Here is a 13,222-nt window from a genome sequence, read left to right as displayed (position 1 = left end):
GGCATGTTGGCAGATAAGCCTTTTTCTCCCACGAGTCTCGAAGCGGGAGCGTCAACGCGCATCGCGAAGCGGCTAAGCGGACTGTCGGATCGGGCCATTGCGTGGCTCTTCATTCTTCCGACCATTCTGCTGCTTCTCGCGATCAACATCTTCCCGTTGATCTGGGCGCTTCGACTGTCGTTCACCAACTTCAAGTCGAACATGCCGAGCGTGCCGGCGCGCTTTGTCGGTATCGACAATTATGTCGACATCCTGACCGACGAAGATATCTGGTACGCGATGCAGGTGACCGCGCGTTTCGTGTTCTGGTCGGTCGGGTTGGAGGTGTTGCTGGGTTTCGGTCTTGCATTGCTGATCAACCGGCAGTTCCGCGGACATAGCTTCTGGACCACGCTAATCCTGCTGCCGATGATGCTGTCGCCTGCTGTAGTGGGCAACTTCTGGACGTTCCTGCTGCAACCGCAGACGGGGCTTTTCAACGATATCGTCAGCTTCTTCACCGGCATCGCGCCGGGGTCGTTCCAGATGATCGGCGACGTTGCGCTCGCGCCGTGGACCATTGTGATGGTCGATACGTGGATGTGGACACCGTACGTCATGCTCATCTGCCTGGCGGGCCTGCGTTCAATTCCCGACTATATCTACGAAGCAGCGGAAGTGGACCGCGCGACGCCGTGGCGTCAGTTCTGGTCGATCACGTTGCCCATGACCATGCCGTTCCTGATGCTGGCGGTATTGTTTCGCGGCATCGAAAACTTCAAGATGTTCGATATGGTGAACCTGCTGACATCGGGCGGCCCGGGCTCGGTTACCGAAACGGTATCGATCACGCTCAAGCGTGCCGCGTTCGAAAAGTGGCAGACAGGTTATTCGTCCGCGCTCGCAATCATTCTGTTCGTGACGGTATTCGGTGCGGCGAATATTTACGTGAAGGCACTTAACCGGATCAAACAGCGATGAGACCGACTACGACACAACATTCCGTGGTGGCGTCATCTCCGCGCGCCAGGCGCTTCGCGGCTGCGGTCGTTATCACGTATGCGCTGATCGCTACGTTACCGATGGTCTGGATCTTCCTGACGAGCTTCAAGACGCAGGAAGATGCGATTGCGTATCCGCCCGTCGTGCTGTTTCAGCCTTCCATGGAAGGCTATGTAAACCTGTTCACGATCCGCTCGCGGCAGACACCGGAGTTCATTGCGAGCCTGCCGCCTGCGCAGACCTGGTATGAGCGTGAGGTACGCAAGCGCAACATGGTGATCGCCGGACCTTCAAAGGTGTTGCCGCGCTTCATGAATTCGCTTGTCATTGGATTCGGTTCGACGTTTCTTGCGGTATTTCTCGGCACGCTGACGGCCTACGCGTTTTCGCGCTTCAAGGTGCCGCTGGCCGACGATCTGCTGTTCTTCATTCTCTCCACACGGATGATGCCGCCCATTGCAGTCGCCATTCCGATCTACCTGATGTATCGCGCGCTGGGCTTGAGCGACAGCTATGTCGGCATGATTGTGCTGTACACGGCGGTGAATGTCTCATTAGCGGTGTGGCTGCTCAAAGGTTTTATGGATGAGATCCCGCGCGAGTATGAAGAGGCCGCGCTAGTGGATGGCTACACGCGTTTGCAGGCCTTTGTGAAGGTGGTATTGCCGCAAGCGATGACGGGCATTGCCGCTACAGCGATCTTCTGCCTGATCTTTGCATGGAACGAATACGCATTTGCTTTGCTGCTGACAAGCGGCGATGCGCAGACCATGCCGCCATTCATTCCATTCATCATTGGAGAAGGCGGTCAGGACTGGCCGGCCGTTGCAGCTGCAACAACATTATTCGTGCTGCCGATTCTCTTTTTCACCGTTCTGCTGCGCAAGCATCTGTTGCGCGGCATCACCTTCGGAGCCGTGCGCAAATGAAACGCGAAGTCATTCCGCCGCACCGCTGGCTGTTACGTCGCAGCTACCGCGAGGGCGCGTCGACGGTACTGATCGGCTTAGGTATGGCGATGCTTGTGCAGCCGTTTTCGTTGGCGCTCTTCACCTGGTCCTTTCCGGTCATTCTGGTGGGTGCGCTCGCGTTCGTCGTCACCAGTCATTTTCCTGACTGAATCATGTCCACGATCGTTCTCGCTCATCTTCACAAGCGCTTCGACGATTTTGTCGCGGTGCGCGATACCAGCCTGATCATTGGAGCGGGACGCTTCGTCGTACTGCTCGGACCGTCAGGGTGCGGCAAGACCACAACGCTGCGGATGATTGCGGGGCTGGAACTGCCGACTTCCGGGCAGATCCTGATCGATGGTGAGGACGTCACTGCGCTGCGTGCGCGGCAACGCGATATTGCCTTCGTGTTCCAGATGTTTGCGCTGTATCCGCATATGACGGTGCGCAATAACATCGCGTTTCCGCTGAAGAACGAACACGTGTCGCGCAGCGAGATTGCCGCCCGCGTCAATGCAGCGGCGCATATGCTGCGCATCGAGAACATTCTCGATCGTAAGACTGGCGGCCTGTCCGGTGGCGACCGGCAACGTGTGGCGCTCGGCCGCGCGATCGTGCGGCAACCGAAAGCATTCTTGATGGACGAACCGCTCGGCACGCTTGATGCGGACTTTCGTGAACTGATGTGCCTGGAGTTGCGCAAACTGCACAACGCGCTCGCCGCCACCACGGTGTACGTCACACACGATCAGAGTGAGGCGATGGCCATGGCGGACGATATTGTGGTGATGAATCAGGGTGAAGTGTTGCAGGCGGCCTCGCCCCATGAGATCTATCACTTCCCCGCGACTGTGTTCGTCGGCAACTTCATCGGCAGTCCGCCCATGAATTTCCTGCCCGTTGACGGAGCGGTTATGGCGGGCCAGGAGCAGGTGAGTCTGCATGGCGCGGCGGTGTCCGTGCCACGTTGCGATGCCGCCGCGGCGCGCGTGTTGTTGGGAATCAGACCGGAGCACATCGTGATCGACGAGCACGGCCCGCTGCGTGGTCAGGTGATCGCCGACGAATATCTCGGCTCGCACCAGGTGTTGGCGGTTGAAACCGCGCTCGGCGTCGTGCGCGTGCGGGCAAGCAAAGACGATGGTGTCGCCGCGGGCACGACCGTCGGTCTGTCATTTCGGAAAGAACGCACGCTTCTTTATGACGCCGCTACTGAACGCCTGTTGCCGGGCGCTGCTGCCACACTTTCTGCGAGCGGAGAGGGTCATGGCTGAAATCCAGCTACGCAATGTATCGAAGCGCTTCGGCAACATCGTTGCGGTGGACGACCTGTCGATCGACGTGAAAGACGGCGAATTCGTCGTGCTGCTCGGACCGAGCGGCGCGGGAAAAACCACTACGCTGCGCCTGATCGCGGGACTCGAACGTCCCGATGCCGGCGACGTGCTAATCGACGGCGCGCTCGCCACCGGCGTGCATCCTTCCGATCGCGATGTCGCGTTTATTTTTCAGCAATACTCGTTGTATCCGCATCTGACTGTGTTCGGCAATCTTGCGTTTCCGCTGCGTTCGCCACGTCGTCGCAGCAGCGAGGAACAGGTCCGCGCGCGCGTGCACGCGGTCGCGCAGTTGCTGCATATGGAAGCGAAGCTCGACAACATGGCAACGCATTTGTCAGGCGGCGAGATGCAGCGCGTCGCGATCGGTCGTGCGCTCGTGCGCGAGCCGAAAGTGTTTCTGATGGACGAACCGCTATCATCGCTCGATGCAAAGCTGCGCGAGGAATTGCGTATCGAGCTGAAACGGCTGCATCGTACGATTGGCGCGACCATTCTTTACGTCACGCATGATCAGGTGGAAGCCACCACACTAGCCGACCGCATTGGCATTCTTGAACACGGTCGTCTGGTGCAACTCGGCACGCCGCGCGAGGTCTACGGTAATCCGGTTTCATTGAGCGCGGCGCAGCGGCTCGGCTCGCCGCCGATCAACCTGCTGCCGCCAACGCTGTTCGATTCAGCAGCGGTGCCGACCGGCACCGCGACCGTGGCGATTCGTCCTGAAGACGTGGTGCTGCACGACGGCGACGCGCGTGATGCACCTGGCACCGATCATGCGCGCGACGCACTCGACCTGAAGGTGCTCGAATACTCACCGTTGCGTCATCTGCTGATTTTGGATCGCGCTGGAACGGCGGTTGTGGCGACCACGATGGCCGAGCGCAATTTCAGCCCGGGGCAGTTGGTGGGCGTGTCGTTGCCTGCTCGCAGCCTCTTATATTTCCGTGCAGACGGCAGGAGGATCCCGACATGAACGGCAAAACGGTCATGGAGTGTATCGACGCCGCATACGCAGCGCTCAAAGAACACACGGACGAAATAGCCGTACTCGACCAGCAGATCGGCGATGGCGATCACATCTTCAATCTGCTGCGCGGCATGGAGGCCTTGCTTGCAGTGCGTGCGGACATCGAAGCGGAAACCTTAGGGGCCGCGTTAGAACTCGCGGCGAACAAGGTGCTGTCGACGGTCGGCGGATCATCCGGGCCGCTGTTTTTTTCGTTGCTGAACGGGATGGCGAAAGCATCGGCGAACAATCCGCTGGATGTGGCGGGCACCGCGCTCATGTTTGCGGCGGGCGTCGAAGCGGTCGGACAGCGGGGTAAGACGGGCGTGGGCAGCAAGACGATGATGGACGTGCTGATTCCCGTTGCCGCGCGCTTTAAGGAGCTTGCGACCATCGATTCACCTACGTTGCGAAAAACAGTGCTGGATGAATTGCCGCAGGTGGCCGAGCGAAACATGTTCGCCACCCGCGATATGCTCGCGACCAAAGGGCGGGCGTCGTTTCTGGGCGAACGCTCGCGCGGTCATATCGACCCTGGTGCGCGTTCCAGTCAGATCATGATCACCGCCGTATGCGCGCATCTGGCGCGCAACCGGGCGTGAATGGAGGCCAGACCATGAAAAAATTCATCAACCACGTCGACGATTTCCTCGCCGAAAGTCTGGCGGGATTTGCATCCGCGCATAGCGACCTGGTCGTACTCAACAACGAACCGGTATATGTGCGTCGCAAGACGCTTAAACCGGGCAAAGTGGCATTGATATCGGGTGGCGGTTCGGGGCATGAGCCGTTGCACTCCGGTTTTGTGGGCTATGGAATGCTCGACGCAGCCTGTCCTGGTCAAGTCTTCACATCACCTACACCGGATCAGATGATGGCCGCCGCAGACGCTGTCGATACCAGTGCGGGGGTGCTATTCATCGTGAAGAATTATTCGGGTGACCTGATGAACTTCGAAATGGCATCGGAGATGTCCGAGATCCCAAACGCGATGGTGCTGATCAACGATGACGTGGCAGTGGAAAACTCCAGCTACACCACCGGGCGGCGTGGTGTCGCTGGCGTGGTGATCGTTGAGAAGCTGGTAGGCAGCATGGCCGAAAGCGGCGCCGACCTTGAACAGTGCAAGGCGTTCGGCGACCGGATCAACAAGCGCACCGCTTCGATGGGTGTGGCGTTCAGCAGTTGCACCGTGCCGGCCGCGGGAACGCTGACGTTCAAGATCGGCGATGATGAGATCGAAGTGGGCGTGGGCATTCACGGTGAGCCGGGCCGGCGCCGCGCAAAGTTCTCAGGCGCCGATGCGATTGCGGGAGAGCTGCTCAAAGCAATCGTCGATGACCTCAAGCCCCAAGCCGGGGCTGAATTGCTGGTGCTCATCAACGGCCTTGGTGGAACACCGCTTGGCGAGCTTTACCTGCTCTTCAACTCGACGCGCGCGTGGCTTCAGCAACGCGACCTGAAGGTCGGCCGGGCACAGGTGGGTGCGCTGACGACTTCGCTCGAGATGGCGGGCGCGTCGATTACATTATGTTTACTGGACGACGAAATGGCACGCCACTGGGACAGCCCGGTCCATACGCCGTCGTTGCGTTGGGGGATGTAGGGCGCGCCGGCTGCGAGAAACGCGCTCCACGGTGTTCGCGCAATTGACGTCGGCGGGGGCGTGGGTACGCGCACATCCCGATGATGCGGCAAAGCTGCCGGCGCCGGTGGATACGGCCACGGCGCTGCACTGGAACTTCACCACGAAGCGGGCCGAAGTGGCGGCCCCTTCGACCACTGCTTCTGGTGGCGAGCGTTCAGCCAGCGCCGCGAGAAATGGGTTCCTGACGATCGCCGTGGCCAGCGGATGCCGCGCGTCCCGTCTTGCGCCGCCTGCACGTCAGCGTACATACTTGACATGTGTCTGACCGATCCTGCTCAATATCCTGGCAATGTTTCCCTGTGCCGGCCCGCATACTCGAAGCAAGCCCCGGATACCGGGCGCTGCGATCGAAACTCGAAGGAGATAACCGTTGACCACCTTCCTGCTACGTAACGGCGCACTTCTCGATCCTACCCGTCCTGATCTGCTGGAGGGCTTCGAAGTCCTCGTCGAGGACGGCTTCGTGCGCGAAGTTTCCGACAAGCCGATAACAAGCCGCAACGCGCGCGTGATCGACGTCAAAGGCAAAACGATCATGCCCGGTCTGATCGATCTGCACGTGCACGTCGTGGCGATCGAGTTCAACTTGCCGCGCGTCGCGACGCTGCCCAATGTGCTGGTTACGCTGCGCGCCGTGCCGATCATGCGCGCCATGCTGCGCCGCGGCTTCACCACTGTGCGTGATGCAGGCGGCGCTGGCTATCCATTCAAGCAGGCGCTTGAGTCAGGGCTTATTGAAGGTCCACGCCTGTTCGTCTCCGGCCGCGCGCTCAGCCAGACGGGTGGTCATGCCGACAGCCGCGCCCGCTCCGACTACATGCCGCCCGATTCACCCTGCGGCTGCTGTGTGCGCGTGGGGGCACTCGGCCGCGTGGCGGACGGCGTCGATGAAGTGCGCCGGGCCGTGCGCGAGGAACTGCAGATGGGCGCCGACCAGATCAAGATCATGGCCTCGGGCGGCGTGGCTTCACCCACCGACCCCGTCGGCGCGTTCGGTTACTCCGAGGATGAGATCCGCGCCATCGTCGCTGAAGCAGCGGGGCGCGGCACCTATGTGCTGGCGCATGCCTATACGCCTGCGGCCATCGCGCGCGCGGTGCGTTGCGGCGTGCGCACGATCGAACACGGCAACCTGATCGACGAGGAGACCGCCCGCCTCGTCGCGGAGCACGGCGCGTATGTCGTGCCGACCCTCGTCACGTACGACGCCCTTGCAAGTGAAGGCGAGAAATATGGGCTGCCGCCGGCCAGCATTGCCAAGATCGCGGACGTGCATGGCGCCGGCATGCACTCGATTGAAATCATGAAGCGTGCCGGGGTCAAGATGGGCTTCGGCACGGACTTGCTCGGCGAGGCCCAGCGTCTGCAGAGCGATGAATTCCGGCTTCTGGCCGAAGTGCTGTCGCCGGCCGAGGTGATCGCGAGCGCAACCATCGTGGGCGCGGAAGTGCTCGGCATGCAGGACAAGCTCGGCAGAATCATGCCGGGCGCGCATGCCGATCTGCTGGTGGTCGATGGCAATCCGCTGAAGTCCGTCGATTGCCTGTTAGGGCAGGGCGAGCATATTCCGCTTGTCATGAAGGATGGCCGGCTCTTCGTCAACGAGCTCGAAAGCAGTTGACCGCATGACCCGCCTGACCCTGGATTGCAGCGCCCCGCAGTTCCTTTGGGAGTCTGTCCATGTCGATGATTGCCGCCCGCATCGAGCGTCTGCCGTTTTCAGGTTTTCACCGCCGTCTGCTGCTGATGGGCGGCCTCGGCTACACCTTCGACGCAATGGACGCTGCCGTGCTCGCGTTCCTGCTGCCGGTGCTGCGCACGCAATGGGGCTTGACGAGTGTGCAGACGGGCGTGCTGGGAAGCGGCACGTTCATGGGCTATTTCGTCGGCGCGATGCTGGCGGGCATGCTCGGCGATGTCATCGGCCGGCGCAAGGTCATGATGTATGCGCTAGTGATTTACTGCATAGCGTCTCTTGCCAGCGCGTTAGCGAATGACTGGGGATTTTTTCTCGCGACGCGCATTGTCGCCGGGTTAGGAACGGGCGCGGAAAGCGCCATCGTCGCGCCGTTTCTCTCGGAGTTCGTGGCGCGACGGTATCGCGGGAGTTTCACGGGCAGTCTCGCGGGGTTTTTCTCTTTTGGCTTCGTGGCGGCTGCGCTGCTCGGCTATCTGGTGATCCCGCTCGCCCCCAATGCATGGCGCGCGGTCATGGTCATCACTGCGCTGCCCATTGTGATGCTGCTCTGGTGGCGCCGCGCGTTGCCCGAATCGCCGCGCTGGCTCGAGGCGCGCGACCGGCACGCGGAGGCCGACGCGATCGTGTCGCGCATGGAAGCGGAGGTGATCAAAGCGGGCGTGCAGTTGGAGCCGCTGCCTGCCGTACGCGACGGACATGTTCCGCTCGCAGCCGGACGGGCCTCCATCCTCGCGAACGTGAAGGCGCTGTGGGCGGCGAAGCTCGCGCGCATCACGGCCATGACGTGGCTGATGTGGCTATCCATCACGTTCAGCTATTACGCTTTTTTCACGTGGATTCCCGGCCTGCTGGTTCAGAACGGCATGACGATCGCGCGGAGCTTTTCGTATTCGCTCGTGATTTATATCGCGCAGATCCCGGGGTACTTTTCAGGCGCGTGGCTCAACGAGAAGATCGGCCGGCAGGCGACCATCGCGTCATACATGATCCTGGGCGGCATATCGGCGCTTGGGCTTGCGTTGACGGGTACGGATGCCGGCATCATGGTGTCGGGCATCCTGCTGTCGTTCTTCATGAACGGCACCTATGCCGGCGTTTATGCTTACACACCGGAAGTTTTCCCCACCGACGTGCGCGCAACGGGCACGGGGCTCGCTTCGTCGATTGGCCGGCTGGGCGCGATTGCCGCGCCTATCCTGGTCGGCTACGTCTATCCGCTGCTGGGTTTTGCCGGGGTGTTCGGTGCGACCACGCTTGTGCTGCTGATCGGCGCGCTCGCCGTGGTACTCATGGGCGTGCCGACGCGCGGAAGGTCGCTCGAGGACATTGCAGCAGCGCAGGTCGAACGTTAGGAAAAGCAACGCGCGCAACCAACCGGTTGCTCACGCTTTCAGCGCCGGAGGGCTTTCCTGGTGTTCCGCCGTAATCGGACGGGTTTCGCCTGTTTCCGCGACCGTGCGAGTCGCGTTCATTGACGCATAGATCCAGAGGATTTTCATTGGCGAGACGTTCGACACGTTGCGAAACCGGTGGGTAACGTTGGGTGGAATCCACGTCGTGTCGAAGGGACGCAATGCGTAGGTTTGACCGTCGATGTCGAGCACGGCTTCGCCTGCAAGCAGCATCACGCTCTCTTCGCAGTTGTGACTGTGAAACGGTATGACAGCACCGGCTGCGAACTCGGTGATTCCGTTGATGAATCCGGTCGCCCCGATGCTGCGCGTTACCAGCGGCGTCGTGGAGGCGCCACCGCCGCGGTCGTGACTGGGAATTTCCCGCGGGCGAAGAATGGCAGGCTGCGCGCGTGAGGTCGGTGTGTCCATGTGAGTCCGTTGAATAGTTAGTGGGGTTACCAATGGGTGCAGGGCGTCACGTTCGTTATCGCATGCGAATGGACATTTAGCTCGTCATCACGGTCTTGACGTTGGCGAATTCGCGCAGGCCCCACACGCCGAGTTCTCGCCCATAGCCGGACTGTTTGATGCCGCCGAAAGGCAGTCGCGGATCGGATGCCACCACGCTGTTGACGAAGACCGCGCCAGCGTCGATTTCGCGCGCGAGTGCCTGGCCGCGTGCAACATCGGCAGTCCAGAGCGCGGCCCCCAGCCCGAATTCCGTGCCATTGGCAATGTCGAGCGCTACCTGCACTGTCGGCACACGCATGACCGCCGCTGCCGGCCCGAACGTTTCTTCTCGGGCTGCGGTCATGCCTGCTTCGACATGATCGAGCACTGTGGCCGGATAGAAGTAGCCTTTCCCGTCGACAGGCCGGCCACCGATCCGCAGCGTCGCGCCTTCGTCAATCGTCGCCTCGACTTGCGCGTGAAGGTCCTCACGCAGATTGTCGCGCGCCAGCGGGCCCATCTTCGTGCTGTCGAGCAGCGGGTCGCCGATGGCGTACGCACGCGCTTCGTTGACTAGCGCATCCACAAATGCATCCGCGACCGCTTCCTCGACAATGAAGCGCTTCGCGGAGATACAGCTTTGTCCCGCGTTCGAAAAGCGGGCCTTGGCGGCAGCGCGAGCGGCAGCCGGTATGTCCGCATCGGCCAGCACGATAAAGGGATCCGAGCCGCCGAGTTCGAGCACGTGCTTCTTGAGTGCGTGCCCCGCCTGTTGCGCGAGCGTCCGACCGACCGGCGTCGAGCCGGTGAAGGTGACGGCCGCGATGCGCGCATCGTCGATGACCGCCGCCACGCGCGACGATTCGATCAGCAGCGTGCCGAAAATTCCCGCGGGAGCCTCCGCTTCGCGAAAGACCTGTTCCAACGCGAGCGCGCATTGCGGGACATTGGCCGCGTGCTTGAGCACCACCGTATTGCCGACCGTAATGGCCGGAGCCGCAGCGCGAATGGCCTGCCAGAACGGATAATTCCATGGCATGACCGCAAGCAGTACACCGAGCGCGTCGAAGACGACGCGGCTGTCGCGCGCATTGCTCGGGATCACCTCGTCGCCCAGAAAGCGCGGCGCATTTTCCGCATAGAAATCGCACGTCATTGCGCATTTTTCAATCTCGGCGCGCGCCTCCTCGATCGGCTTTCCCATCTCCAGCGTGATGATTCGCGCAAGCTGCTCCCGGCCGCTGCGCAGGCGCTGCGCAACGCGGCCCAGCAGGGCCTGCCGTTCGACGACGGCACTGCGTCGCCATTCGCATTGACGCTGGTAGGCAAGCGTCAACTGCTCGTCGAGCTTCGTGTCGCTATGCGGAGAAAACTCATTCAGTATTTCGCCGGTAGCCGGGTTTGTTGAATACATCGTGGTCATGATTGGATCCGTGTTCGAAGCGAGCGGACGCGAGAACGGCGCCGCGTCGCGATCTGGTTGAAAGGTTCTACGGCCTTGCCTTCAGCGCCTGGCGCACAGGCCCGTTCATGCAGCACTCTCCGACAGCGTCGTGTACGTTTTGAGCCGCTCGATGCCGAGTTCGTCAGCCAGCGGATCCAGATCGGCAATGACGCCCGCTGCGATGGGAATGCCTTCGACGGCGTGGCGTTCGCGTTTGGCCGCGCTTTGTTCGCCGGGCATCCAGATGCGCTTCACGTCGGGCAGCCGCGTCGAGTTGCGCAGCTGCTGGATCAGCGTATCGACCGCGCCTGAGAACTCGTCGAGGTTGCCGAAGGCGCTGACGTCCAGCACCAGAATGCTTTGCCCCGTGTTGGTCGGGGTGACCGAATCCTTATTGAAGTCGATCACGTCCTTGCCCATCGCCGCGCCGTTGAGCGTGCCGGCCAGTATGCCGATCACGAGCGCAAGTCCGTAGCCTTTGTGGCCGCCGATCGGCAGCAGGAAGCCTTCTTCCGCGCGGGTCGGATCGAGCAGCGGCTGTCCGTTGCGATCCATCATCCAGCCCTCCGGCATCGACTCTCCGCGCTTAGCCCGGGCTTTGACTTTGCCGTACGCCGCGGCCGTGCTCGCCATGTCGAGCACGATGTCGGGTTCGCTTTTCGAAGGAATGGCGACTGCGATCGGATTGGTGGAAAGCAGCATGTCGGTGCCACCCCACGGCGGCATATGATTGGCGTTGCCCACCGCGAAATACAACGCGATCATGTTTTCCTCGAGCGCCATGCGCGCATAGAGCGAGGCGGGCCCGGCATGATTGCTCGCGCGCGTGCCGACCCAGGCGACGCCCGTTTCGCGTGCCTTGCTGATCGCGAGTTGCGTGGCGAACGTCGTGACCAGATGTCCCATGCCGTTGTCACCATCCACGATTGCCATCGCCGGCTTTGCGGCGACCACTTTGATGTCCGGTCGTACGTTGATACCGCCTGCGCGAATACGTTTGACGTATTGCGGGAGTCGAATCACGCCATGCCCATCCGAACCTTGCAGATCGGCCTGGACCATCAGTTGCGCCACGGTTTTCGCATCGTCGTCGGGAATCCCAGCGACAGTCAGCGCCTTCTGGATGAAGGCAAGCAATTCGGCAGCTTCGGTGAGATAGGAGTTATGAGCGGTCATCGATGGACGTCTGATGTGCAAGTTTTCGTTCAATAAGGGAAGCCCGTTCGCCACCACCACGACATGTCGTGCGAGCGCTGGCAAGCGATCGGCATTGACGATATTTAGCCATCGTTGCGAGGTACCCGCTAATACCGTATATTCCGCGAGCTATACGGATTTGTTATGGGAGTCGAAGATGGAGCTTCGGGCACTGCGATACTTCCTCGCTGTCGTGGATGCAGGCAGTTTCAATGCCGCCGCGACGGCCATCGCCATTTCACAACCTGCGCTGACCCGACAGATTCACGACCTGGAACAGGACCTGGACGTGCTTCTGCTGCATCGAACTTCACGCGGTGTCAGGCTCACGCCGGCAGGCGTCACGCTTTATCTGTCGGCGCAAAAAATCGTTGCCGAAGCGAATCGTGCTCGCGCTGCGCTCGTCAAACCTCGCACACCGACGGCCGACGTCTCCGTAGTGCTTGGCGCCTCGCCTTCGGTGGCGCGTGTCCTGGTGCCGGGAATTTTCTCGGCCTGCAAGCGGGTGAGCTCGCTGCGACTGTCCGTGCGCGAGGCGTTCACGCCGACGTTGCTGGACTGGCTCGTCAAAGGCATCGTCGACGTCGCGATCATCACGCGCACCGAGGAGCCGGTGACGCTGCCAGTCACGTTGCAACCTTTGTTATCCGAACCGTTTGTGCTCGCCGCACCGAAGGACCGCAAGATGCCGTCCATCCTTCACGTGTCGGATTTGCCGAAGACGCCACTGCTCATGACAATTCTGCACAGCCGCCTGGTTGAGACGGAGCTCGCGCGCATTGGCGGCCAACTGAGCATCGAGGCGGAAATTGATTCGGTGGACTCGATTCGCGAGATGGTTCAGCAGGGCAGCGGTTGCACACTCATGCCCGTGTCGGTATTCCGGACGGACTCGGGCGAGCGTGTGTCGCTCAGTGAAATCGCGGGGAGCCAGCTACAGCGGCAATTGCTGATTGCAACGCGTATCGAACGCAATGAAAGCGAGGGTATTGTGGCGTTGCGGGATTTGGTGGTCGCCGAAAGCGACCGATTGACCCGCAACGGCATTTTCAGTTTCCGCTCGCGCGACGAGGTCTGACCATCGTGCAAAGTCACATGAGCGACTTTGCG

Annotated in this window: 13 protein-coding genes; 10 read left to right on the top strand and 3 right to left on the bottom strand. The window is 61.2% G+C overall.

Features of this window, described 5'->3' with window-relative positions; genetic code table 11:
- Positions 1–3 precede the first annotated feature (3 nt).
- The 9 genes from P0D84_RS33565 to P0D84_RS33525 all read left to right on the top strand — a co-directional run bounded on the left by P0D84_RS33565 (position 4) and on the right by P0D84_RS33525 (position 8,979).
- Positions 4–960, top strand: coding sequence for a carbohydrate ABC transporter permease (locus P0D84_RS33565; protein ID WP_132379670.1), 957 nt, complete (start codon positions 4–6; stop codon positions 958–960).
- A complete protein-coding gene (locus P0D84_RS33560) occupies positions 957–1,910 on the top strand; it encodes a carbohydrate ABC transporter permease (protein ID WP_408343826.1) in 954 nt (317 codons plus the stop codon). The genes P0D84_RS33565 and P0D84_RS33560 overlap by 4 nt, the downstream gene beginning before the upstream one ends.
- Positions 1,907–2,101: a hypothetical protein gene (locus tag P0D84_RS33555; RefSeq protein WP_408343824.1), complete on the top strand. Its 195-nt coding sequence runs from the start codon at positions 1,907–1,909 to the stop codon at positions 2,099–2,101. The genes P0D84_RS33560 and P0D84_RS33555 overlap by 4 nt, the downstream gene beginning before the upstream one ends.
- A 3-nt stretch (positions 2,102–2,104) precedes the next feature.
- Positions 2,105–3,208, top strand: coding sequence for an ABC transporter ATP-binding protein (locus tag P0D84_RS33550; RefSeq protein WP_408343823.1), 1,104 nt, complete (start codon positions 2,105–2,107; stop codon positions 3,206–3,208).
- The gene (locus P0D84_RS33545) at positions 3,201–4,247 is read left to right on the top strand and encodes an ABC transporter ATP-binding protein (RefSeq protein WP_408343821.1); all 1,047 of its coding nucleotides are present in this window, start codon (positions 3,201–3,203) and stop codon (positions 4,245–4,247) included. The genes P0D84_RS33550 and P0D84_RS33545 overlap by 8 nt, the downstream gene beginning before the upstream one ends.
- Positions 4,244–4,882 (top strand): dihydroxyacetone kinase subunit DhaL, encoded by a 639-nt coding sequence (gene dhaL, locus P0D84_RS33540; protein ID WP_408343819.1) that lies wholly within the window; start codon positions 4,244–4,246, stop codon positions 4,880–4,882. The genes P0D84_RS33545 and dhaL overlap by 4 nt, the downstream gene beginning before the upstream one ends.
- 14 nt (positions 4,883–4,896) lie before the next feature.
- Positions 4,897–5,886 carry a dihydroxyacetone kinase subunit DhaK gene (gene dhaK, locus P0D84_RS33535; RefSeq protein ID WP_408343817.1) on the top strand — a complete coding sequence of 330 codons (990 nt, stop codon included), beginning with the start codon at positions 4,897–4,899 and terminating at the stop codon, positions 5,884–5,886.
- Positions 5,887–6,298: 412 nt separating this feature from the next.
- The gene (locus P0D84_RS33530) at positions 6,299–7,549 is read left to right on the top strand and encodes a metal-dependent hydrolase family protein (protein WP_408343815.1); all 1,251 of its coding nucleotides are present in this window, start codon (positions 6,299–6,301) and stop codon (positions 7,547–7,549) included.
- A gap of 59 nt (positions 7,550–7,608) precedes the next feature.
- The gene (locus P0D84_RS33525) at positions 7,609–8,979 is read left to right on the top strand and encodes an MFS transporter (protein WP_408343813.1); all 1,371 of its coding nucleotides are present in this window, start codon (positions 7,609–7,611) and stop codon (positions 8,977–8,979) included.
- Between the two features lie 30 nt (positions 8,980–9,009).
- On the opposite strand, the gene P0D84_RS33520 is transcribed toward P0D84_RS33525, so the two are convergent.
- The 3 genes from P0D84_RS33520 to P0D84_RS33510 all read right to left on the bottom strand — a co-directional run bounded on the left by P0D84_RS33520 (position 9,010) and on the right by P0D84_RS33510 (position 12,091).
- Positions 9,010–9,450 carry a cupin domain-containing protein gene (locus P0D84_RS33520; RefSeq protein ID WP_408343811.1) on the bottom strand — a complete coding sequence of 147 codons (441 nt, stop codon included), beginning with the start codon at positions 9,448–9,450 and terminating at the stop codon, positions 9,010–9,012.
- Positions 9,451–9,526: 76 nt separating this feature from the next.
- Entirely contained in the window at positions 9,527–10,894 is a 1,368-nt protein-coding gene (locus tag P0D84_RS33515) for an NAD-dependent succinate-semialdehyde dehydrogenase (protein WP_408343809.1), read from the bottom strand.
- Positions 10,895–10,999: 105 nt separating this feature from the next.
- The gene (locus tag P0D84_RS33510; protein WP_408343807.1) at positions 11,000–12,091 is read right to left on the bottom strand and encodes an Ldh family oxidoreductase; all 1,092 of its coding nucleotides are present in this window, start codon (positions 12,089–12,091) and stop codon (positions 11,000–11,002) included.
- A gap of 178 nt (positions 12,092–12,269) precedes the next feature.
- Between P0D84_RS33510 and P0D84_RS33505 the strand changes: the two genes are divergently transcribed.
- The gene (locus P0D84_RS33505) at positions 12,270–13,190 is read left to right on the top strand and encodes a LysR family transcriptional regulator (protein ID WP_408343805.1); all 921 of its coding nucleotides are present in this window, start codon (positions 12,270–12,272) and stop codon (positions 13,188–13,190) included.
- Positions 13,191–13,222 lie beyond the last annotated feature (32 nt).

The sequence above is a fragment of the Paraburkholderia sp. RL17-337-BIB-A genome (assembly GCF_046025895.1).
In the GTDB taxonomy this organism is placed as follows: domain Bacteria; phylum Pseudomonadota; class Gammaproteobacteria; order Burkholderiales; family Burkholderiaceae; genus Paraburkholderia; species Paraburkholderia fungorum_C.
Note: the sequence above shows the minus strand (reverse complement) of the source record. Positions and strands in the feature narration are given on the sequence as shown.